The 23,348-nt window shown below is 39.2% G+C and carries 22 protein-coding genes; 12 read left to right on the forward strand and 10 right to left on the reverse strand.

Going from position 1 to position 23,348, the window contains the following annotated elements; genetic code table 11:
• From AC3WV0_RS10035 to AC3WV0_RS10050, 4 genes are all read left to right on the forward strand, one after another.
• Nucleotides 1–1,844: tail fiber protein (locus tag AC3WV0_RS10035; RefSeq protein WP_488845958.1), on the forward strand; the 1,844-nt coding region annotated here is incomplete at its 5' end.
• A gap of 99 nt (nt 1,845–1,943) precedes the next feature.
• Nucleotides 1,944–2,678: a DNA-binding domain-containing protein gene (locus tag AC3WV0_RS10040; RefSeq protein ID WP_488845959.1), complete on the forward strand. Its 735-nt coding sequence runs from the start codon at nt 1,944–1,946 to the stop codon at nt 2,676–2,678.
• A 1,332-nt stretch (nt 2,679–4,010) separates the two neighbouring features.
• A complete protein-coding gene (locus tag AC3WV0_RS10045; RefSeq protein ID WP_090000116.1) occupies nt 4,011–4,421 on the forward strand; it encodes a BrxA/BrxB family bacilliredoxin in 411 nt (136 codons plus the stop codon).
• 291 nt (nt 4,422–4,712) lie between these two features.
• A complete protein-coding gene (locus AC3WV0_RS10050) occupies nt 4,713–6,233 on the forward strand; it encodes a GH3 auxin-responsive promoter family protein (protein WP_488845960.1) in 1,521 nt (506 codons plus the stop codon).
• Nucleotides 6,234–6,489: 256 nt separating this feature from the next.
• Here the strand turns inward: AC3WV0_RS10050 and AC3WV0_RS10055 are convergent, their stop codons facing one another.
• Nucleotides 6,490–6,651 carry a bacteriocin-like protein gene (locus AC3WV0_RS10055; protein WP_177175275.1) on the reverse strand — a complete coding sequence of 54 codons (162 nt, stop codon included), beginning with the start codon at nt 6,649–6,651 and terminating at the stop codon, nt 6,490–6,492.
• A gap of 107 nt (nt 6,652–6,758) precedes the next feature.
• On the opposite strand from AC3WV0_RS10055, the gene AC3WV0_RS10060 reads away from it, so the two are divergent.
• Nucleotides 6,759–7,655 (forward strand): hypothetical protein, encoded by an 897-nt coding sequence (locus AC3WV0_RS10060; protein ID WP_488845961.1) that lies wholly within the window; start codon nt 6,759–6,761, stop codon nt 7,653–7,655.
• A gap of 34 nt (nt 7,656–7,689) precedes the next feature.
• Here the strand turns inward: AC3WV0_RS10060 and AC3WV0_RS10065 are convergent, their stop codons facing one another.
• On the reverse strand, nt 7,690–8,640 hold the full coding sequence (locus tag AC3WV0_RS10065; protein WP_488845962.1) for an isopenicillin N synthase family dioxygenase: 951 nt from the start codon (nt 8,638–8,640) through the stop codon (nt 7,690–7,692).
• 86 nt (nt 8,641–8,726) lie between these two features.
• On the opposite strand from AC3WV0_RS10065, the gene menD reads away from it, so the two are divergent.
• Entirely contained in the window at nt 8,727–10,403 is a 1,677-nt protein-coding gene (gene menD, locus AC3WV0_RS10070; protein ID WP_488845963.1) for a 2-succinyl-5-enolpyruvyl-6-hydroxy-3-cyclohexene-1-carboxylic-acid synthase, read from the forward strand.
• On the opposite strand, the gene AC3WV0_RS10075 is transcribed toward menD, so the two are convergent.
• Both AC3WV0_RS10075 and AC3WV0_RS10080 read right to left on the reverse strand, forming a co-directional pair.
• On the reverse strand, nt 10,400–11,026 hold the full coding sequence (locus tag AC3WV0_RS10075) for an aminotransferase class IV (RefSeq protein WP_312900591.1): 627 nt from the start codon (nt 11,024–11,026) through the stop codon (nt 10,400–10,402). The two genes, menD and AC3WV0_RS10075, sit on opposite strands and share 4 nt — an antisense overlap.
• Nucleotides 11,010–11,987 (reverse strand): aminodeoxychorismate synthase component I, encoded by a 978-nt coding sequence (locus AC3WV0_RS10080; protein ID WP_488845964.1) that lies wholly within the window; start codon nt 11,985–11,987, stop codon nt 11,010–11,012. The genes AC3WV0_RS10075 and AC3WV0_RS10080 overlap by 17 nt, the downstream gene beginning before the upstream one ends.
• Before the next feature lie 46 nt (nt 11,988–12,033).
• On the opposite strand from AC3WV0_RS10080, the gene AC3WV0_RS10085 reads away from it, so the two are divergent.
• The 4 genes from AC3WV0_RS10085 to AC3WV0_RS10100 all read left to right on the forward strand — a co-directional run bounded on the left by AC3WV0_RS10085 (nt 12,034) and on the right by AC3WV0_RS10100 (nt 14,918).
• A complete protein-coding gene (locus AC3WV0_RS10085) occupies nt 12,034–12,756 on the forward strand; it encodes a hypothetical protein (RefSeq protein ID WP_488845965.1) in 723 nt (240 codons plus the stop codon).
• A 77-nt stretch (nt 12,757–12,833) separates the two neighbouring features.
• A complete protein-coding gene (locus AC3WV0_RS10090) occupies nt 12,834–13,565 on the forward strand; it encodes a beta-carotene 15,15'-monooxygenase (RefSeq protein ID WP_488845966.1) in 732 nt (243 codons plus the stop codon).
• Complete coding sequence (locus AC3WV0_RS10095) at nt 13,565–14,650, forward strand: AI-2E family transporter (RefSeq protein ID WP_488845967.1); 1,086 nt, start codon at nt 13,565–13,567, stop codon at nt 14,648–14,650. The genes AC3WV0_RS10090 and AC3WV0_RS10095 overlap by 1 nt, the downstream gene beginning before the upstream one ends.
• A 13-nt stretch (nt 14,651–14,663) precedes the next feature.
• The gene (locus AC3WV0_RS10100) at nt 14,664–14,918 is read left to right on the forward strand and encodes a DUF3820 family protein (protein WP_488846110.1); all 255 of its coding nucleotides are present in this window, start codon (nt 14,664–14,666) and stop codon (nt 14,916–14,918) included.
• A 35-nt stretch (nt 14,919–14,953) separates the two neighbouring features.
• Here the strand turns inward: AC3WV0_RS10100 and uvrB are convergent, their stop codons facing one another.
• From uvrB to AC3WV0_RS10115, 3 genes are all read right to left on the reverse strand, one after another.
• Complete coding sequence (gene uvrB / locus AC3WV0_RS10105) at nt 14,954–16,945, reverse strand: excinuclease ABC subunit UvrB (protein WP_488845968.1); 1,992 nt, start codon at nt 16,943–16,945, stop codon at nt 14,954–14,956.
• Nucleotides 16,946–17,085: 140 nt separating this feature from the next.
• A complete protein-coding gene (locus AC3WV0_RS10110) occupies nt 17,086–18,504 on the reverse strand; it encodes a M56 family metallopeptidase (protein WP_488845969.1) in 1,419 nt (472 codons plus the stop codon).
• The gene (locus tag AC3WV0_RS10115; RefSeq protein ID WP_090000103.1) at nt 18,501–18,875 is read right to left on the reverse strand and encodes a BlaI/MecI/CopY family transcriptional regulator; all 375 of its coding nucleotides are present in this window, start codon (nt 18,873–18,875) and stop codon (nt 18,501–18,503) included. Before AC3WV0_RS10115 ends, AC3WV0_RS10110 begins: the two co-directional genes overlap by 4 nt.
• A 109-nt stretch (nt 18,876–18,984) precedes the next feature.
• Here AC3WV0_RS10115 and AC3WV0_RS10120 point away from each other — a divergent pair, with 109 nt between their 5' ends.
• Nucleotides 18,985–20,205 carry a PQQ-dependent sugar dehydrogenase gene (locus tag AC3WV0_RS10120; RefSeq protein WP_488845970.1) on the forward strand — a complete coding sequence of 407 codons (1,221 nt, stop codon included), beginning with the start codon at nt 18,985–18,987 and terminating at the stop codon, nt 20,203–20,205.
• A 66-nt stretch (nt 20,206–20,271) separates the two neighbouring features.
• Here AC3WV0_RS10120 and tnaA read toward each other — a convergent pair whose 3' ends face one another.
• The 3 genes from tnaA to AC3WV0_RS10135 form a co-directional block, all read right to left on the reverse strand.
• Entirely contained in the window at nt 20,272–21,645 is a 1,374-nt protein-coding gene (gene tnaA, locus AC3WV0_RS10125) for a tryptophanase TnaA (RefSeq protein ID WP_488845971.1), read from the reverse strand.
• An 84-nt stretch (nt 21,646–21,729) separates the two neighbouring features.
• A complete protein-coding gene (locus AC3WV0_RS10130) occupies nt 21,730–22,347 on the reverse strand; it encodes a DUF502 domain-containing protein (protein WP_488845972.1) in 618 nt (205 codons plus the stop codon).
• 14 nt (nt 22,348–22,361) lie between these two features.
• Entirely contained in the window at nt 22,362–22,943 is a 582-nt protein-coding gene (locus AC3WV0_RS10135; RefSeq protein ID WP_488845973.1) for a MiaE family protein, read from the reverse strand.
• 157 nt (nt 22,944–23,100) lie between these two features.
• Here AC3WV0_RS10135 and AC3WV0_RS10140 point away from each other — a divergent pair, with 157 nt between their 5' ends.
• Nucleotides 23,101–23,334: a hypothetical protein gene (locus AC3WV0_RS10140; protein WP_488845974.1), complete on the forward strand. Its 234-nt coding sequence runs from the start codon at nt 23,101–23,103 to the stop codon at nt 23,332–23,334.
• Nucleotides 23,335–23,348 lie beyond the last annotated feature (14 nt).

Genomic DNA, 23,348 nt, shown 5'->3' on the forward strand with positions numbered 1-23,348 from the left:
TCTATGGAGCAGCACAAAAAGGGCTTATTGTTTATGCCTCTTCAGCCGACTCTAACCCTACCGGGCCAACAGCCAATATTACCGCTGCGGGATATTATTATTTTGATGGGACGAATTGGCAGAAAGTCATGACCGGAAGTGTAGCCAATGTAGATCTTGCAGCAGGAGTAGGAGGTATCTACAAAGGAAGCGGTTCTTTATCAGGTAATACCATCGTGACACAGGGTGCCAATACACTCGCCTTTAATTCTACTGCTACCAATGGGTTTTCTGTGGATGGAACTACACTTTCTGTAGATGCTGCAAATGACAGAATAGGTATAGGAACAGCTGCTCCTCAGGCTAGAATACATATTTCCGGAGCAGGTGGAGCAGGTGGCGATCATCTGAGAATGACAAACTCTGCTTCAGACTGGGCATTGGCAAGTGAAAATGCAGGAGCACAAAATGGTATCCCTGGAAAATCTTCATTAACTATTACTAACAGAATCGGCAATTATAGGGCAATGACTATAGGCAATGATAACAGCTTTAGGTTTGGAGGAGATATTTCTACCGGCAATGCAACACTTTCTATTGATGGACCTACTAGAAATGTGGGGATCGGAATTAATGTTCCTAATGCAACACTGGATGTTAAAGCCGCAAGCAATGGGAGTAGTCCAGAAGGGATTATCGCTCCAAGGCTTTCTTTGACGGCACTCCAGGGATACACGTATGGTACGAATCAAACCGGTGCGATTGTTTATGTGAACTCAGTCTCCGGAACGCCCGCAGGACAGACGGCCAACGTTACTGCAGTAGGTTACTACTTTTTTGATGGCTCTGCATGGCAAAAGATTATGTCTGGAAGTGTAGCTAATGGAGATCTTGCAGCAGGGGTAGGAGGCATCTACAAAGGAAGCGGAGCATTGTCCGGGAACACTACAGTCACACAAGGCGGTAATACTTTGGCCTTTACTTCTACAGCGACGAATGGATTTTCTGTGGATGGTACAACCCTTTCTGTAGATGCTGCGAATAATGCAGTTGGAATAGGAACAGCTGCTCCAAACACTAATGCTGCACTTGATATCAGCAGTACTACCAAAGGTGTAAAACTACCTTCTCTGGCTCTTACAGCAACAAACAGTGCAAGCCCACTAAGTGCGCACGTTGCAGGAATGCTGGTGTACAATACGGCTACAGCCGGAACCGCACCCAATAATGTAGTACCTGGTTTATATACTAATGATGGGACACAGTGGATTTTATTACAAACGCCACAAACCGTAAACGTAAGTGCACCTGCCGGTACAGTAAGTTATACTGCTGCCAGTACAGTCCCTACGGGATATCTCGAATGTAACGGAGCAGCAGTAAGCCGTACAACGTATGCCACTTTATTTGCAGCTATTGGAACAACTTATGGGGCAGGAGATGGTTCTACCACTTTTAATCTTCCCGATCTGAGAGGAGAATTTGTAAGAGGTTGGGACCATGGAAGAGGAGCAGATGCGTCCCGCACATTGGGAAGTACACAAACCAACAGTACAAAACTTCCTAATACAAATTTTACAGGAACCACTTCTTCCTATACTCATAACCATGGCGTAGGAAACGGTGCTAGTAGCACAAATACTGTTAATGCTGGTAGTTATGGTCTTCTTAGAAGATCAGTTTCAGGAGAAGGTAATACACCTGCTAATGCAGATGCAGCCAATTCTGGAAGTGAGCCAGACATTGTGAACACCCCTCGGGTAATTCCTAATGATAACCATAGCCATACTGTAACTATTGACGGAGGAGGTGATGGTGAAACTCGTCCACGTAATATTGCCCTTATGCCTATTATAAAATTCTAATTAAGTTCAGGGATCTTCAATCCATTACTTGATACTCATAATCCTCGCAGGCTTCAGAAACCTGTGAAGATTTAATAACAATAATTTAAAATAACAACAATGGCAAACATCCTACACAAAATCAAAGCGTATCTGTACGATAACGTTTTAACCAAAGACAATCCTAATGACTTCATTGCCCGTACGGCAAGCGAGCGTTCCCTTTCTGTAAAGCAGATTTGTGAAGCCGCCGCCAGCCGTGGTGGTGCAGATGTTTCCGCTTCGGCAATGGAACATGCGACAGAGCTGTTCCTTAAAGAAATGGCGTATCAGCTTTGTGACGGCTTTTCAGTCAATACCGGGTATTTTACCGCAAGCACCGCCATCCGTGGGGTTTTCGACAGTCCGTCTGAGACGTTTAACAAGGACAAACACAGCATTATCTTCCAGTTCAACCAGGGAGAAAAGCTGCGGGCAGAGATTCCTAATATTGAGGTTAATATCTTAGGGGTAGCAGAAGCTTCTGCGGTCATCTTACAGGTAATGGATGTTAAGAGCGGTTCGGTGAATGATCTTTTGACTCCAGGCAGAAACCTGAAAATTGTAGGCAGCAAGATCAAAGTCGCCGGAGATGATGCTTCGGTAGGGATCTATTTTGTAGACACTGCAACACAGGGAAGAACCAAAGTAGAGCAAAGTGATATTGTCACCAACAATCCTTCGGAAGTTATGGTGGTGATTCCGGCATTGGCAGCGGGAACCTATAATCTGGAAGTGGTGACGCAGTTCACGCAAGGCGCTCTTTTGAAAGAAGTTCGAACGGCTACCCTTGATAAAGTACTGACTGTGGTGTAAGAGAAAAGGAAGCGCTACAGTCAACACCGTGTTGACCGCCCGATCAAGGGTGCGTTGACCGCTCGGTCAAGGGTGTGTTGACCGCCCGAGTGTGGGTGTGTTGACCGTACGGTCAAGGGTATGTTGACAGTACATAGGTTATATTGTACTAGAGTAAGGCTCATCAGCGCAAGAACAAACCATCATTCCATCATAAAGATGGGTATTTTCATCAGTGTGTTACTCCGGTTGGGAAATCTTTCCCGGCCGGAGTTTTTTTGTGGGAGAGGTGGCTTCGGCTCCGCTCAGCCACCATTGGGGTTGTAGTGTTTTAGAGTGGATTGCGTGTCTTTAGAGTATAGCTGTATGGCTGTTCTTGTGGAACGACAAAAAGTAGTCGGCTGGCGGCGCCTGAGGTTATAGAAGGCCCGCATATACTTGAAGGACTGGTGGCTTCGAGAACCTCAGCCACCATTGAACAGATGTCATCATTTCCATCGTCATAGTAACTACAAGTTCAACGTTAGAAAACAGTAGGGAAAATTCCACTCCTCCGGAGAGGAGAGTTTAGAAGCGATCGACTGGCGGAGCCTGAGCGGAGCCGAAGTCACTATCTCATAAAATGAATTTCAACGCAGAGAACGCAAGGTTTATTGAAATGATTCCGTATATTTTCCGTTCGCAAAGGCGCTTCGCTCAGCAAATGATAGCAAAATCTAATATTTAATATTGCATTGTTTTTTTGAACACAAAAGCGCACTGGGTTCGGCTCCGCTCAGCCAACTTTGAGTGAGGGGGGGTGAGAGTTGTGGAGTGTGAGTGTTTTATCATTCCAGCTTGTCATCCCGTAGGGATCTAAGCACGAATTTTCCATGCTAACTTTATAAAAGCTATGCCGAGATTCCTACGGAAATCACAGATTCGACGTAGTCAATGACAAAAGTGTGTGGCAGTTGTGTGAGGGTTGGAGAGTTTTAGAGTATGAGCGTTCCCTTCGGTTAGGGTACATGGAATTCTACGGAGCGACGAAAAGTTGTCGATTGGCGGCGCCTGAGGTTCTCGAAGGCCCGCGTTACACTGGAAGGACTGGTGGCTTCGAGAACCTCAGCCGCCATTGAACGGATGTCATCATTTCCGTCGTCATGGTAACTACAAAGTTCAACGTTAGAAAACAGTAGGGAAAATTCCACCCCTCCGGAGAGGGGAATTTAGAAGCGATCGACTGGCGGAGCCTGAGCGGAGTCGAAGGCCCGCAGTAGCACTCATTTCATTTACCAAAAGCACCGATAGTTTTTATATATTGAAGAAAACTAAAGAATTGCTTAAATTTGTAGCTTAATAAAAACAAAAAATATGTATCCAACAGATTTAGTAATGCCGATGAAGGCTGAACTTACAGATAAAGGTTTCGAAGACCTGACCACTCCAACACAAGTTGAAGAGGCATTAAAGCAGTCAGGAACTACTCTTTTAGTAATCAATTCCGTATGCGGATGTGCTGCCGGAGCAGCAAGACCGGGTGTCGTTTACTCATTAACAGGAGATAAAAAGCCGGATCACCTGACGACTGTTTTCGCAGGATTCGACACAGAAGCCGTAGTGGAAGCCAGAAAACACCTTGCGCCGTTCCCGCCAAGCTCTCCTTGCGTAGCGCTTTTCAAAGATGGTGAGCTGGTACACATGCTGGAAAGACATCATATTGAAGGAAATCCTGCAGGTGCCATTGCGGCAAACCTTCAGGCAGCTTATGATGAATACTGCTAAGAAAATCAATATCTTACATAAAAACCGTTACAGTCCGTAGCGGTTTTGTTTTTTATGACATTAAACTCGGATTATCTTTTTCAGGAGCCGGGAACCTGCTTTCCACTGCAATTCCTCATTACGCGGCTGCGCCGCTCCACTCCGGGATTTTCGTTTCAATCAGGGCTATGATGCAAGTCATTCAATAAAAACCCAGGACCTCGTTACAGGGAATGTGATATTTGAACTTTATCTATAATTTATCATAATAAAAAATTCCCTGAAAATGCAATTATTATTATATTTGTTGGAATGGCAACGAAAGCACTTTTCAATACGGTGGTCAATTGGTTTATCCGTCAGCGGATAGACCAGATTCAGAATTTTATGGATCATCCTATCGAAACACAAAACGGGATCTTATTTTCCCAACTGTTTCATGCAGAGGATACGGAGTACGGTAAAAAGTACGGATTCAATTCTATTTCCAGCTACCAGGACTTTAAAAATAAGGTTCCTGTGGTAACTTATGAAGAGATTGAGCCTTATATCGAAAAAGCCAGACAGGGCCAGAAAGATATTACATGGCCCGGACATATTAAACATTTCGCCAAATCTTCAGGCACGACCAATGCCAAAAGCAAATTCATTCCCATTTCTGCAGAAAGCCTGGAATACTGCCACATGAAGGCAGGAAAAGATATGGTATCCATCTATGCCAACAACCACCCTGAAAATCAGCTTTTCAATTACAAAAACCTGCGCCTCGGAGGAAGTTCAGAGCTGTACGCAGATTTTAACACCAAGTTTGGTGATCTCTCAGCGATCCTCATCGATAATCTGCCATTCTGGGTAGAAATCACCACCACGCCAAGCAAAAAAGTTTCCCTGATGGGAGAATGGGAAAGCAAGCTGAAGGCCATCACTTCAGAAGTGAAAAACGAAGACGTAGGAAGCATTCTGGGAGTTCCGAGCTGGATGATGGTACTGCTACAACGGGTGATCCGAGAAACGGATATAAAAAATATTTCGGAACTGTGGCCAAACCTGGAGGTTTTCTTTCATGGCGGAATCAGCTTTAAGCCCTACAGAGAGCAGTACAAGCAGATCATCGGAAAAGAGATCAACTATTACGAAATTTATAATGCTTCAGAAGGTTTTTTTGGCATTCAGGACCGTTCCAACAGCGACGAAATGCTGCTGATGCTGGATTACGGAATCTTTTATGAATTTATTCCGATGGATCAGTTTCATCTTTCCAATCCGAAAGTCGTGAGCCTGGAAGATGTGGAAACCGGAAAGAACTATGCCATGGTCATTACAACAAACGGCGGTTTGTGGAGATACCTCATCGGAGATACGGTGGTATTTACCTCTACCAATCCTTTCAGAATAAAAATTACGGGGAGAACGAAACACTATATCAATGCTTTTGGAGAAGAGCTCATGATCACCAATGTAGAATCTGCTCTGGCAAAAGCCTGCGAAGAAACGCAAGCCGCTGTCTCCGACTTTACGGGAGCGCCTGTTTTCATGAAGGAAAACGAGGGCGGCGCCCATGAATGGATTTTCGAATTCTGCCAGATGCCCAATGATCTTGAACTTTTCATTGATGTTTTTGATAATCACCTGAAGTCGATCAACTCAGATTATGAGGCAAAACGTTATAATAATATGACGCTTAAGAGACCGATCGTGCATATTGCCAGACCCAATCTTTTCTACTGCTGGCTCGAATCGAAAGGCAAATTGGGAGGACAGAATAAAGTCCCCCGACTGAGCAACGACAGAGAATATATTGACCCTTTGCTGGAACTTAACAGTAGAAACTAGGCTTTTGGAAGATACTCCCGCTGATTAAGCAGATTTTTATTGGATTCACTCTTCTTTTTGAAGTCAACAAAGACATCAAAAAATCAATAGGAATGGGCTTTAGCCCATTTATAATAATCAAACATATTTGGCTTTAGCCTAAACATATTCTTTGTGGCAGCCTGACCAAATTTCGCTTCCTGTTTCCTGCTATCTTAAAAATAAAAGCCGCTCCCAATAAGGAACGGCTTTCATATAGATTAGATAAAATGTGTTCTTACATCGTATCAACCTCCGGGCATTTGAAATCTTTACTGCACGTTGCGCAGATGATCACATTTCCGCATGCATACATGCAATATTCAGGCTCCGGAAGTGTAATACCTTCTCCTTTGATGTTTTTTAACTGGCCTTTGCTTAGTTTTTTTAGGTTTTTCATATTGTTTTAGTTAAAAATTTGATAGTAATGTAAAGTTAAACAAAAAAATAATATATCAATACAAAGTGGTATATTAAATATTTAAATATTTTACTTACGTTTACCTCATGATGTCAAATGAAAGATTAAACAGCCCAATACTGCTTTTGCTGCTTCTGCTTTCCTGCATGGGAAAGGCCCAGCAAATAACGGTGACAAATGACAGCCGCTTTCCTATACAAATAGAATACACCAATAAAAAAGCTGATGTAGGAATTAATCAGAAGAAAACAATCACCGCAAAAGATGAATTGAAGTACATTTCTCTCTTTTATAATAATGATAAGAAAACAAAGAGAAATATTTACTTGTTTTTAAGCCCTCAGCAATCTTTAGGCATACATTTTAAGCAGGATTCTGTAACGTTTACGGGAGATAAAAGTGAACTTCATAGCTATGTCAATTATAAGTTGTCTAATGATTTAACATTAAAAATATCTGAGTACCAGAAGTATTATCAAAACAACGATGCTAAAGGATTTATACGTACTTCAGAGATGTATTTAGGAGATGCACTCAAAAAGGCTGAAAGGCTAAATCATTCGCCATACGGAAGAGAAGATATTCGTTATAAAGAGATCGAGAGGATGGCTAAAGACCGGTGGTTTTTTACCGTTTTTATGAGTTTCGGGAGCAGCAAAATGGATAATACCGAGAAAGAACTGATGCTTTATTATTTTGGAAAGTATTTTAAAAAAGATATAGCGAACTTCTCATGTAATTCATGGTCAGATTATGATATTCTACGCAGATATTCCTTACATCGGAAATTGCTCAACCTAAAACTTCCGTCATATGAAATTGTGGAGCATACCGATGAGGATGAAATCAACCAGTATTTGCCGGCAAAATGCCAGGAATATTACTTCAGAGGTTCTTATGATTTTTGGATTCACAAAAAAGATACCGTAAGAGCTGAAAAATACAGGAAGATTCTAACAGAAAAATTTCATGCTGCCCTTTAAAAGCAAAACCGGGCTACATACCCGGTTTTCAATATTATTTTTTGATCAGTCCCAATTCGATGAGTCTTTCGTGGAGAAATTCTCCTGCGGTAGTGTCTTCATACAATTTTGGATGATCTTCATCCACACAGTTTTCGAGAGCATTCAATGACATTGAGCTCACCGGGTGCATAAAGAACGGGATAGAATATCTTGAAGTTCCCCACAGTTCTCTTGGCGGATTTACCACACGGTGTATGGTAGATTTCAGCTTGTTGTTGGTATGTCTCGAAAGCATATCTCCTACATTGATCATCAGTTCGTCCGGTTCTGCAATCGCATCGATCCATTCACCATTATGATTCTTAACCTGAAGTCCTTTTCCCTGAGATCCCATCAGAAGGGTGATGAGATTAATGTCTCCGTGAGCTGCTGCTCTTACGGCATCATTCGGCTCTTCCGTGATCGGAGGATAGTGGATCGGTCTTAAGATCGAATTTCCTTCCGCAATTTTATCATCAAAATAAAATTCATCCAGACCAAGATACAGGGCTAAAGCTCTCAGAACATACTGTCCTGTTTTTTCCAACATCTGGTAAGCTTCCTTACCCACTTCGTTGAATTTCGGAAGTTCTTCAACGATTACATTATCAGGATACTCGTCTTTGTATTTGGAGTCATCAGACACATATTGTCCGAAATGCCAGAATTCTTTCAAGTCTCCTTTTTTAAAGCCTTTAGCAGTTTCCTTACCGAATCCTACATAGCCTCTTTGTCCGCCAATCCCCGGAATTTCGTACTTCTGTTTCGTTTCCGTTGGCAATTCAAAAAAGTTCTTTACCTCTCCATACAATTCATCTACTAATTTGTCATCAAGAAAGTGGCCTTTTAAGGCAACAAAACCAATTTCTTCATAAGCTTTTCCGATTTCATTTACAAATTTCTGTTTGCGTTCCGGGTCACCCGAAAGGAAATCACGCAGGTCTACACTAGGTATTTTGTCCATTTTTAGAAATTTAACGAACGGCTAAATTACAGATTTTTAAATTAAATTCTTTTTCGTGTTAAGCATTTATCCGCTAAATTTGCTTTATGAAAAAATATTCTTCCAAAAGAAGTATTCAGATACTCGCACACCTTCTTCAGCAATACGGAATTTCAGATATTATCATTTCACCGGGATCCAGAAACGCCCCTCTGGCGATTCATTTTTCGGAAACAGACAGCTTCAACTGTTTCAGTATTGTTGATGAAAGAAGCGCGGCTTTTGTAGGAATGGGGATGGCGATGAGCGAAAAGAAGCCTGTGGCAATAACGTGTACCAGCGGTTCGGCGGCGGCTAATTATTATCCTGCCATCACAGAAGCTTTTTATTCCAACATTCCGCTTTTGGTGTTAACGGCTGACAGACCAATGGATTATGTGGATATTTTCGATGGACAGACCATCAGACAGAATAATCTTTTTCATCAGCATTCTTACGGAGATTTCCAATTGCTGGAAGACAGTAAAGAAAATGCGGAAGACCTTAACTTTGATACGATCAAGAAAGCGATTGAGTTATGTATCGAAAAGCAAGGCCCTGTTCATATCAATATTCCTCTTGAAGAGCCTTTATATGAGCTGGTTTCTGAGCTTCCGACTTTCCCTACCATAGAAAAAACATTAAAGCAAAAAGAATACGAAATTCCATCTAACCTGGTGGCAGACTGGAATACCTCACAGCGAATCATGATTCTTGTGGGAACAAGAGATTATAGCCCGGAGCTTGAGAATCAGCTGACTCAACTGGTGAAAAATCATTCTGTAGTGGTTTTAAGTGAAGCGAATTCCAATCTTCATCATGATAAGTTCTTCAGGCATATTGACCGCTATGTTTTCAATTTTACGGAAGAGGATTTTCAACTGTATGCTCCCGATCTTCTGATTACCGTAGGACAGAATGTGGTTTCTAAAAAAGTTAAGCAGTTTCTCAGAAAAGCGCGCCCAAAACAGCACTGGCACCTGGATGAGGTGTGGCAGCCGGACACGTATTTTGCGTTGACGGAAAAAGTGGAAGTAAAACCAGAAGTTTTCTTTTCTAAATTGCTGAAATTCATTAATCTTGAGCCAAGTCCGTACTTTAATCTCTGGGATGTGCTGAGGGATAAAAAAGATGCAAGGCATGATAAATTCTTAAGTACGGTGGAGTTTTCCGATTTTTATTTTTTCAATAAAACGTCACAGATGATTCCGGAGAACTATAATGTGCATTTCAGCAACAGTTCTGCGATACGGTATGCCCAGCTGTTTGATTACGGAAAAAGAAAAATCTACTGTAACAGAGGGACGAGCGGAATTGACGGCTCCACTTCAACGGCTATGGGTTTTGCGATAAAAAATGCTGACCCTACTTTACTGATTACAGGAGATCTCAGCTTCTTTTATGATATTAACGGTCTTTGGAATCAATATATTCCGCCATTTGTAAGAATTATGATCTTTAATAACGGGGAAGGAAATATTTTTAAGATTATTCCAGGACCTGGAAATGCCAACCCTAATACGCTGGACGAATTTATTGCCACGAAACACCATAAAAATGCAGAGTTTCTGGCTAAACATTTCGGCTTTTCTTATACGAAAGTAGACGAGGAAGCAACCTTAGACCGGGTGCTTGAGAATTTCTTCAAACCCGATGCTCAGCCTAAAATATTGGAAGTCAACACGTATGGCAGGAATAATGCGGATATACAGAAAGCCTATTTTAATTACCTTAAAGAAAATTAAAGATCTGCATATTCTTCATTTCCTGGTAAATTGATAATTCTGTCAATGGGATAAATGAAGTTCTCATCAAAGTCATTTAACGCATTAATGATCTGAAAATGAGAAAATTCTTTGATGTTTTGCAGGGTAATCTCGGTTTCCTTTATTTCTTTTTTTCTTAAGAGGTTTTGTCTTTGCACGCCGTTAAGAAGATAGGAAGTTGGAGTAAACCAGTCTTTTCCCTTCAGAAAAAGCAGGTTTGAGTAAGATGTATCTGTGATATGGTTATTTTTAACGATAATGATTTCTTCAGCTTTAGATCTCATTTTCATTTTTTCCAGTTCTTTACGGTCTTCAAACTTAAAAGAATAGTCGAAACTGTTGTTTTCCACCAACTGAAAGTTCTCTATTTCAGGAATAGCATAAGGAATCATCTGAGTCCGGATTTTTTTGTCCAGGCTGTATACAATTCTTAGTTTAAAAAGCCCATCTTCATCATGTTCAAGATGCTCATAAATTTTGGCAAGATCAATGCTTCCTTCTTTTCCGAAATGGGCAAATGTTGCATCTACACGTTTTTGATGGAGATCTAATAAAAAAATCTCCTGATCTTCTACCTTAATACTTTCAATGAATTGGGACATAGATTTTGTTTTTCATTTCCTGATATTCGTCTTCTAATCTGCTCATGTGGGTTATGCCACCACCGCTTTTGAAATAAAGTTCATTGCCTTCTTTTTCAATAAATCGTATCATCACGCAGCTGTCGAGGTTTTCACCATCAAACCAGCCGCAAACTCCTGTATAATAGCCTCTTTCATAGCCTTCTGCGTCCAGAATAATGTCGAGTGTTTTTGGTTTCGGAGCGCCTAAGATGGATCCGGCAGGAAGGATTTTTTCCATAATGCTGCCCAGCTTACCGTCGAATTCAGGCTTAATGTTTCCCGAAATCTCAGAGCTCATGGCGTACAGATCTTTTTGCTTGGTTTTAATGAAGTCAATATACTGAAATTTATCAACTTTCACATCATCTGCCACCATGCTGAGGTCGTTCCTTAGCAGATCAACCACTGTGTAATGTTCCGCTTTTTCTTTTTTATCATTCCTGAGAATTTCCGCCGCATTTTCCAGAGAAGCATCGATTGTTCCTTTCATGGGATACGTAAATATTCTACCATCAATGATTTTCACAAAAGTTTCAGGAGAAAAAAATACAAAAAAATCTTTATAATACACCTTATATTTTGCGGTAGAATGATAAAAAATTTCTTCTAATGTCAGATTGGTTTCTATTTTTGTCTTACTGGTATAGTTTACCAGATATGAATTTCCAATGTGAATATTTTTCTGAACTTTGTCAAAGCCTTTTTTAAAGCTTTCCAAGGTTTCGGGGAATGATTTCCATTCCACATTTTTAGATAATGCGTGATGCTTTTTTACATTTGAATAGTTTTGAAAATCAATTAATAAACCTGATTTTTCAATTTCATTTTCTTTAAATATTTCAACATGCTGCGCAAGGAAATCTACAATGAAAAAGTAACGGACTTTCTGAAGTGAAAGTTCATCCATTTCCATAAATTTTTGATGATTCACTGAAAACATTCCGCAAAAGTAATTATTGATGTTTACTTTTGCACAAAATTTTTTTATGGAAAACAAATATCCACAGAAACCGGGATTGGATTTTATACTGAAGCAGGCATTTTTCTACTGGAATAAAACATTGGTTTTTCAGCTGATGTTTTCCATTATATATTTCGGAATTATGATGACCGTATTGTTTTTCTGCGATGCAAAATACGGAGTCCTGACCGGCTATCTGGAAACCGCAAAATATGCTAAAGAAGGCGTTCAGGTATATACGGCAGAACTTCAGAAACTTCTTTCGACGGAAAATTTTCAGAACTTTTCGCTGTGGATGATGGGGACGAATATTTTTCTGTATCCGCTAAATCTTGGCTTTTATCAGATTTACAGGAAGATGGATCTTGGTGAAAAAATTGAGCTGGGAGATCTTTTTGTGGGGTACAACGGATTGAATTTTTTCAGATACATCGGGTATTACATTTTCTGGTATTTCATTTTTGCATACAGTATTCAGACGATTATTCTGGGTGTGGTTTGGGTTTCCATTACGATGTTTGTCGCTCCTATGATGTTCTTTATGAATAAAAGTATTTTGGAATCATTGTCTTTAAATTTTAAAGCACTCAGAATGTATTTCCTGGAAATTCTGGTATGCATCATGGTTGCTGTTTTGTTTAAATATATCGGTTTTGCACTGTTTTTTATAGGAGGACTTTTTACCTTTCCGTTCTGGAATGCAATGATTTATTCATTGTATAAAGTTATCTTTTCAGAGAAAAATTAATTTTTGACTGAGTTTTTAATGCGTTTTCTGTCAAAATAAATTAAATTTGGTAGAAACAACATTAAAATATAAACACCATGTCAGAATTCAGTGAATTTGAACAGCAAGGCTCTGTTCCGGAAAGAAATACAGGATCGATTATTTCGCATGCCTTCGAAATGTATAAAGGCGTTTTCCTTTATGCCATTATCGCAATGATTGTTTATCTGCTTTTAGGTTTTGTGATACAGACTATTACGGGGTTCAATTCTGCATCAATGATGGAAGAAATGAGAGAAAGCGGTAATTATGATTTCAACTACTGGAATGCTCCGGGTTTTCCTTTGTATCTCACATTTTCCGGGCTTTTGGTATTATTGCTTGCACCTCTTTATGTAGGTCTGATCTACATGATCAATAAATACAACACGAAAAATCCGATTGAGTTTTCGGATCTTTTCATTGGCTACAGACAGAACTTTGTTAATATTCTGATTTATGCGTTATTATCAGGAATTATTTCAACAGTAGCACTTTCGCTTTGCGTATTTCCTATTGTTTTCGTTTATCCGTTTTTAATGCTGGGCTATCCGATCTTATTGTTTGAAAATGCTTCTGCTACAGATGCGATCGGAAAATCTTTTTCTATTGTTAAAGAAAATTACGGCACTTTTCTTGGTATTACAATTCTTGGGTTTTTGATTTCTATGGCAGGCGTTGTCCTTTGCTTTATCGGAGTTATTTTGACGGCTCCGTTTATCATGGCAGTAATGTATTCTGCATACTGCGCTTACCTTGGAAAACCAAGACAAATAATGCTGAATAAATAATGAATAAACAAGAGCAAATAAGCAGTGTAAAAATAAAACAGGTTTCGCTGATTGCGATTATTCTGGTACTGGCAGGATTGATCTGTTTCAATCTCGCCCTTTTCATTCCTTCTGTTTTAGGAGCCATTACCATTTATGTTGTCTGCAGAAAGTATAATTTTTATCTGCAGGAAGAAAAAAAGTGGAAACCCTGGGCTTCTTCATTGGCTTTAATGTTTGCAAGTCTGGTTATTCTTATCCTTCCGATTTACTTTATCGGCGACTTATTAATTGAAAAATTAGGAAATGCACAGGCTTATATGGATAAGTTTAATGTATTTCTCGAAAAAATTCATACCTATATTTATTCTAAGATAGGATTTGATATCTTAAGCAAAGAAAATATGGATAAGCTTAAGAATAATGTGGGCCAGTTTTCTACCAAAGCATTGAGCGGTACATTCAATACATTAACGGTTGTCTTGTCGATGTATTTTATCCTTTATTTTATGCTCGAAAAGCCAAGGTTTTTTGAAAGGATATTGTCATCCTCGGCACCTTTGAAAAGATCAAATGTATCGTTAATCGGCGAAAAAATGAGAAAGCTCATCATGGCAAATGCCATCGGAATTCCTGTAGTAGCTCTCGGGCAGGGAATTGTCGCGCTGATAGGATATTTTATTTTCGGAGCACCGAGTCCGGTTTTGCTTTTTGCTTTAACTGCGGCGGCATCCATGATTCCCGTTGTAGGAGCGGCTATAATTTACGTTCCGATTTGCATTTATATGATTGCTGAAGGAGACACCGGGACCGGCTTGGGGCTGGCAGCTTATTGTCTCGTTATCGTGGGATTGACGGATAATGTATTGCGTTTTACCCTTCTAAAAAAGCTGGAAGATATCCATCCCTTGAATACTGTTTTCGGGATAATTATGGGAATGAATCTATTCGGATTTATGGGGTTGGTTTTCGGGCCTATTCTTATTTCTCTTACACTGTTGCTGATTCAGGTTTACAGAAACGAATTTTCTGAAGACGATACACCAGATCTGAAGCTGCCGAACAAGGATGATGAACTTGAAGAAAAAATAGATTTATTAGTATAAAATGGAATACGGAATAAACCCAGAAATATTAAAAGAAATCTGCGAGGTTAAAATGCCTTTCGGGAAATATGAAGGAACGGTTTTGGCCGATCTGCCAATTAGCTATCTTGAATGGTTTCACCGCAAAGGGATGCCCAAAGGAAAATTGGGAATGCAGCTGTCCACCATTTATGAAATAAAATTAAATGGCTTGATGGATCTACTGATTCCGATTCGCGGAGGAAGAGTGAATTATGAGAAGTATAAAAACAAAACATACAGGTTTTAAGAACTTCGGCGGCACCAAAGGTGCCACCGAAGTTCTTATGCTTTTAGCGCTTCAATTTCATCTCTCAATTTCGCTGCTTTAATGAAATCCAGGTTTTTCGCTGCAGATTCCATTTCTTTTTGCTTTTGTGCGATTACCTTTTCGATATCTTCGCTTGTGTAGCTGGCTTTCGCTTCTGCAACTTTCTGAAGAATTTCCTTCTGGGTATATTTTTCGTCCGGGAAATCTTTTGTTCTTCCGACTAAGCTTTCAGAAATTTTCTTATTCAAGGCAACAGGCACTTTACCATGTTCTTCGTTATACTGCATTTGTTTTGCCCTACGATACTCCGTTTCATCCAATGTGGCCTGCATTGATTTTGTAATTTTATCAGCGTACATAATGGCTCTACCATTAAGGTTTCGGGCGGCACGTCCTACAGTCTGAATCATGGATCGACGGCTTCGTAACATTCCTTCTTTGTCGGCATCCAGAATGGCTACAAGGGAAACTTCCGGTAAATCCAATCCTTCTCTCAATAAATTAACTCCGATCAAAACATCAAAAAGCCCGACTCTTAGATCCTGCATGATCTGAATACGCTCAAGGGTTTCAACATCAGAGTGGATATATCTGGTCCTGATTCCGAATTTTGTGAAATATTTCGTCAATTCTTCAGCCATTTTCTTAGTCAGGGTTGTAACCAGAACCCTTTCATCAAGATCAGCTCTTTTTTGAATTTCCTCCATTAAATCATCAATCTGATTGATGGTCGGTCTTATCTCGATAATTGGATCCAAAAGACCGGTCGGACGTATAATCTGTTCTATATAGGCGCCTCCTGTTTTTTCCAGTTCATAATCTGCGGGTGTCGCCGAAACATAAATAACCTGGTTCTGAATGGCTTCAAATTCCTCAAATTTCAAAGGTCTGTTGTCCATCGCGGCAGGAAGCCTGAAACCGTATTCTACCAGAGATTCTTTTCTGCTCCGGTCTCCTCCGTACATTGCGTGAACCTGTGGAACGGTAACGTGGCTTTCATCAATAACCATTAAATAATCCTTTGGAAAATAGTCAAGAAGACAGAAAGGTCTTGTGCCCGGCAGCCTGCCGTCAAGGTATCTTGAATAGTTCTCAATTCCGGAACAATATCCCAGTTCTTTGATCATTTCAAGATCCAGCTCTGTTCTTTCCTGGAGTCTTTTAGCTTCCAGCGGTTTTTCAATAGCATTAAAAAAATCTACCTGTTTTACCAGGTCATCCTGAATATTCCGGATGGCGCCATTTAAAGTCTCCTTTGAGGTTACAAAAAGATTGGCCGGATAGATCTGAATTTGCTCAAAATTCGAAGTTACATTTCCGGAAACGGGATCAAAGCTTTGAATTTTTTCAATTTCATCTCCGAAAAACTGTATTCTCACAGCGTTATCGGCATACGCTGGAAATACGTCAATCACATCTCCTTTTACCCTGAATGTTCCTCTCTGGAATTCATTTAAGGTTCTGGAATATAAAGCATTAACCAATGCGTGTAATAATGCTGTGCGGGTTACTTTTTCTCCAATAGCGATAGATATCAGGGATTTGTGGAATTCTGTTGGATTACCGATACCGTAAATGCAGGATACAGAGGCGACAATCAGGACATCTCGTCTTCCTGAAAGCAAACTTGCTGTGGCTGAAAGTCTTAGCTTCTCAACTTCTTCATTAATGCTGAGATCCTTTTCAATATAAGTTCCGGTCGTTGCGATATACGCTTCCGGCTGATAATAGTCGTAATAACTCACGAAATACTCAACTGCATTTTCAGGAAAAAATTCCTTGAATTCCATGAACAGCTGTGCTGCCAGGGTTTTATTATGGGCCAGAACCAGAGTTGGTTTCTGTACATTTTGTACAACATTGGCTACTGTAAAGGTTTTACCGGAACCGGTAACTCCCAGAAGGGTCTGGTATTTTTCACCGATTTTAATACCTTCGGTAAGCTTTTCAATAGCTTGTGGCTGATCGCCGGTGGGTTTATATTCTGATTGAAGTTTGAATTGCATAGAAAATTGTGATCTTACCTACAAAAGTACGAAAGAAATATTTGACACTGAAAAGTATTAGATACCTCAAAAGAAATTGTACGTATAGAAAAATTCTAAAATATTTGAAATAAAAAACACTCGCAATGAGTGTTTAATGATTACTGAAAAGTCATAATCAATGGGATCTTCATTCGATAACGAACAGGTTTTCCGTCCTTTTCTGCAGGTGTCCAGACAACATTTTCATTGGCTTTTTTTAATGCCGAAATTGCTTCAGTATTGAAAATTTCATCATTTCCGGTGGCGTCTACATCGATAACATTTCCTGTTTCATCAACGGTATAGGTAAGTTCAGTTCTATTGAATTTCTTAGATTTGTCAGCATTCATTTTTGATGCGTCAAATAGCTTTGAAATCTTAGTTCTCAATGCATTAAATCCTCCGGGATACTGTGGAAGTAATGTCACATCGTCTTTAGATGTTACTGTTTCTGTGTTCCTTGCTGCTGTTTCCTCTTTTAGATTTGTATTTTTACCTTCTTTTGGGCGAATTGTATCCTGAACGGTTTTTCTGGTGTTTGTATTTTCAATTTGTGTTCCTTGTGTTTCAATTTGTTGATTTAAAACTTTACTTTCAGAATCGTCAAATACCCTTCCAGTATCTTCAGAAGAAGAGTGTTTCAGGGATTCTGAACTTTTATTCTGCGTTTCCTCAATGATTTTTTCAATAGGATTTGCATATGTTTTCTGCACAAATAGTCCGAATGCAAGAAGCAGAACAGGCGCGATGGCTACTTTTTTGAGGTTTGTCAGTTTAGACTTTTTCGTGTTCATCATAATAAATCGTTTTTTGGTGTTGTTAAAATTGAATGTATGGATAAGGTTATAGTTTTTAGATGAAATAATTTCATCAAGAATAAGGTGCTGATAATCTTTTACATTAAAATTTTTCTTTAATACAGATTCATCTGCCAGAAATTCATGATTGGTGACGATGGCTTTTTTGTAGAGATAAAGAGAAGGATTAAACCATGTAAAAATTTTTAAAACTTCAATAAATAAAAGATCAAGGCTGTGTTTCTGGTCGATATGGCTTTTTTCGTGAATGAAAATCCGTGGATCAATTTGGTTGTTTGCCAGATAATTTTTCCCGATGTAAATCGTTTTCCAGAAACTGAAAGGAGGAATGTTTTCATCAGTCAGAATTACTTTTTGATTTTCATACTCTATTTTTTTGCCTTTTATATTTTTTATTTTTGAAATGGAATAAATGGTCTTTATTAACAGGGTCACAGTTATTATTCCATAGGGGATCCAAAGAAGATTTGTCCAGTTAAAACTCTCTTGTTTGGGAGTAAGGTCTAAAACTTGCGTGGTTACTTCAAGTGTTGTCTGTAGTCTGTTAACTGGTTTCGGATTTTCTGATGTAACTGAAATAAAAGGTACAACGTATGAGAAAATTAGTGAAAAAAGTAAATAAAATCTGTTAAACCGGTACATTTTTTCCTTCTGCAGAAATACAAAATAGAGCGTGACAAGCAATGAAGAACACAGTATTATTTTTAAAATGTAAATCATTTTTCCTCAATTTGTTTATCAATTATTTCCCGGAGTTCTTTCAGCTCTTTTTGTGAAAGTTTTGCATTTGAAGTAAAAAACGAAGCGAACTGCGTCACAGAGCTATTGAAAAAACGGTCAATCATAGAAGACATTTCTTCCTTGAAATATTCACCCTTAGCGATCTTCGGAAAGTATTCGCGGGAATTTCCATAAAGTGTATAGCCAACGAAATCTTTGTTCTGCATTCTCTTGAGCAGCGTGGCAACAGTCGTTGTTGCCGGTTTTGGATCAGGAAGTGATTCCAAAATATCTTTCATAAAAGCCCTTTCTTTTTCCCAAAGTATTTCCATAAGGTCTTTTTCAGTATCTGTCAATTTTATTTCTTTCATATTCTACGGTTTGATATTTCTTTCTACAAATGTAGAATAAAAATTTAAACTACCAAATTTTTATGGCATTATTTTTCCATTCTTTAGCGGAATCACTTAATATAATGGTATGAAAATCAATAAATTTTACATTTCAGCAGTAACTTTATTTTTAATTTTTTCGTCTTGTAAAGAAAGTAAGGTTAATGCACAGCAGATTGGAAGTGACGGAAGCGTAGAAACAAAGGCTCCTAACTCACCGGAATACAAACCTGCTTTTGCCGGACAGACCAGAATCAAAGCCGTAAAAACTACAACTCCTTATAAGGTTGAAATTCTAAGTAAAGATCTTGGAAAGCCATGGGGAATCATTAATTTGCCGGACGGAAGATTTTTAATTACCGATAAAAAAGGGTATATGAATGTGGTTTCCAAAGACGGAAAGCAGATCTCAAAAATTGAAGGTTTTCCCAAAGTCGATGACAAAGGGCAGGGTGGAATGCTTGATGTGGCCTTGGATCCGGATTTCGCAACGAATAATATTATTTATTTCAGCTTTTCCGAACCTTATGAAAAGGGAAATCATACTGCTGTTGGAAAAGGAAAGCTATCTCAGGATTTAAAAAATATTTCGGACGTACAGGTTATTTTCCGGGCAACTCCTACCTATAATGGCGATAAACACTACGGAAGCAGACTAGCTTTCGACAAAGACGGAAATTTATTTGTTAGCACCGGCGAAAGATCTGACAAGCAGACGAGAGTGTATGCCCAGAGAACAGATAATTATTTAGGTAAAATTTTAAAAATTACAAAAGATGGTAAACCCGCACCGGGAAATCCGTTTATAGGAAAAGCAGGATTTAAGCCTGAAATTTATGCCTATGGAATCCGAAACCCTCAGGGAATGGCGATCGATCCCAATGGAAATCTTTGGGATGTAGAGATGGGACCAAGAGGCGGAGACGAAATTAATTTAATAAAAGCCGGTAAGAACTATGGCTGGGGAGATGTAACCTACGGAATTGAATATTCCGGCGAAAAAATAAATAACGGAACTACCCAAAAAGCAGGGACAGAGCAGCCTGTTTATTATTGGGATCCTGTAATCTCACCGAGCGGCGTGACCTTCTACACCGGAAATATCGATGAGTGGAAAGGAAATCTGATGATAGGCTGCCTTAGCGGTGAACATATCAATCGGATTGTCATGAAAGATAATAAAGTGGTTGGCGAAGAAAGGCTTCTTACTGATGAAAAAGAGCGTTTTCGTGATGTTTTGAACGGAAGTGATGGTAATTTGTACGCGATAACAGACAGCGGGAAGCTGTATAGAATTTCTAAAAAATAATTTACGTAGTCTTTTATATAAAGGTTCGGGCTCAAAACTTCGTTTTGAGCCCGAACCGCTTTATTTTTAAGCTTCTTCCAATTGAACGGTGAAGTGTCTCAAAAGATCAGGTTCCCAGGTAATTTTATATCCTTTTGCAATTTCATCACGTCTTTCATACACGTTTTTGATAGCAGCGGCAATATAATCCATATGGTTGTTGGTGTAAGTTCTTCTTGGTATTGCAAGACGCACAAGTTCCAGTTTTGGATAACGGTTTTCTCTTGTTTCAGGATCCCGGTCTGCCAGTAAGGTTCCGATTTCTACTGTTCTGATGCCAGCTTCCTTGTAAATCTCAAGTCCTAAGGTTTGTGCCGGATATTCCGAGCGGTCAACTTTTGGAAGGAAATTCAGGGAATCAATGAAAACAGCATGTCCGCCGATTGGCTTCTGAACCGGAATTCCATATTCTATTAATTTATTTCCAAGATATTCCACCTGTGAAATTCTGCTTTCTAAATAAGCAAATTCTGTCGCTTCGTCGAGACCTACCGCTAAAGCTGCCATGTCTCTTCCGGCCATCCCGCCATAAGTGATGAATCCCTCGTAAATAATGGTAAAATTGGAAGCTTTTCTAAAAACTTCTTCATTATTTAAAGCGATAAAACCTCCGATGTTTACCAGTCCGTCTTTTTTAGAACTCATGGTCATCCCATCTCCGTAGGAGAAAATTTCTTTACAGATTTCCTTGATCGTTCTGTTTTCCTGTCCGGCTTCTCTTTTTTTGATGAAATAGGCATTTTCTGCAAATCTCGCTGAATCAAAGAATACAGGCACACCATATTTGTCAGAAAGTTCTTTTACCGCTTTCATGTTTTCCAGGGATACAGGTTGTCCACCGGAAGAATTGCACGTAATGGTAATAAGGCAGAAAGGGATTTTTCCTGGGTGGCTTTTATAAACTTCCTCAAGCTTTCCAAGGTTAATATTTCCTTTAAAAGGATGAAGATCATTAATATCAAAAGCTTCATCTATTGTACAGTCGATGGCGTGGGCTTTTCTGAATTCAATGTGTCCTTTTGTGGTATCAAAATGAGAGTTTCCGGGAATTACATCTCCTTCTTTTACCAGAACAGAAAAAAGTACATTTTCTGCAGCTCTTCCCTGGTGTGTTGGTAAAAGATATTTAAAGCCTGTAATATTCTGTACGGTCTGGTGAAGTTGCTCAAAAGACCGCGATCCGGCATAGCTTTCATCACCCATCATTAAGGCGCCCCATTGTCTGTCGGACATCGCTCCTGTTCCGGAATCGGTAAGAAGGTCGATGAAAACCTGTGAAGATTTTAGATTAAATAAATTATAGTTTGCTTCTTTAAGCCATTGTTCTCTTTCTTCTCTTGTTGACTGACGGATTTCCTCAATCATTTTGATGCGGAAAGGCTCCGCGTACGGTAAATTCATGATAGTATTTATTAGATTGTTTTTGTAAAGAAAATTTTTTATTTGAAATAAATTCAAATTCATCAAAAGATATTTAAGAGCTGACTATTCAGGAGCTTTAAATATATTGTCATCCGAGTGGAATCCTGCAACGCCGCCACTCACCGCAAATTTCATTGCAGAAGCTGCTGTCATTCCCACTACAGGTTTGATGTTTTTTTCTTCCGTAACAATTACCCATCCCGAAATGGCGTAAGAATGTGGCAGGTAAACCGCAACATAATTCTGCTTTTCGACATCAGCCATTTCCTTCTGAGTGAGAAAACCGATTCTCCAGATCTCAGGATTTTCGTTGGTTTTTACCCATACAGGATCGTTAAATTTTTTCTTATCTCCCACAAATGAAGACATGACATCTTTTGTTGGGGTATAAATGTGCTTTACGCCGGGAGTTTTTTCAAGAAGACGGTCCATCGCGTCGAAGAAGAACCGGCCCACAACAAATTTGTTCCCTAAATATCCTAGAAGTGCTGTAAATAATATGGTTGAAATAAAAACCAGCCCTGGGATCTCCTTAGCTAATGATGGAATAATATTGTCAATAGAAGTCACTATATACCAAATGACAAAAATTGTCAATCCGATAGGGCCGATAATGACAAGTCCCTGAAAGAAGTTTTTCAGGAAAAAATTGGCAATATTTTCAAACGTCAGCTTTTTCAACTTAAAATATAGTTTTATCCGTGGATGGTTTCTCCTTTGCCGTAAGACTGGATGACTTTAGCCTCATATTCCAGCCATTCTTCCCATCTTGCATTTACTTTCTGCTCATCGCCCAACTGTCTTGCAAAGCCGATAAATGTTGTATAATGATTGGCTTCAGAAATCATTAATTCTCTATAGAATGTTTTAAGTTCTTCATCTTTTATATTCTCTGTAAGCACTTTGAACCGTTCGCAGCTTCTTGCTTCGATCATAGCGGCAAAAAGCATTTTATCAACAATAAGGTCATCTCTGTTGCCTCCTTTCTGGATAAAATTTACCAGTTCGTTTACATAATCATCCTTTCGGGTACGCCCAAAGGTGTATCCTCTCTGTTTGATAATCTCATGCACCTGTCTGAAATGTTCCAGCTCTTCCTGCGCGATGGCGAGAAGTTCGGTTACGATTTCAGGATATTCGGGAAGCATTGTGATTAGCCCGATAGCATTGGTTGCTGCTTTCTGCTCGCACCATGCATGATCCGTTAAAATTTCTTCAATGTTTCCTTCTGCAATATTTGCCCACCTGGGATCGGTAGGAAGTTTCAACTTAAACATGTTTTAAATTTTGTGTAAAATTAAAATATTTTGTGATATGACAGAAGTTTTATTTTGTTTGAAGATTTTCATTTAAATTCATCTTTTTTATGAATTATGTAAACTTGATGGTACTTTTTTTGTTATTGTTTTAAAACCAATTAAAAATATAAACATTATGGAAACAGTTACAGCTATTAAAAGTAAAATGAGTGCTTTACTTGCATTTGTATTTTCGGTATTCATGTCTATTTTTTCGTTTGCACAAGATACTGCCGGCGGGGTAGTTACTACAGAAAACAATACAACCACCACTACAGAATGGTATGCCAATCCTGTGTATATTATTGGCGGGGCTATTGTTCTCATTATTATTATAGCATTGATCGCGAGAAGCGGAAGAAGAGACTAATAAAACAATAAAAA

The sequence above is a fragment of the Chryseobacterium sp. 27AL genome, assembly GCF_057815395.1.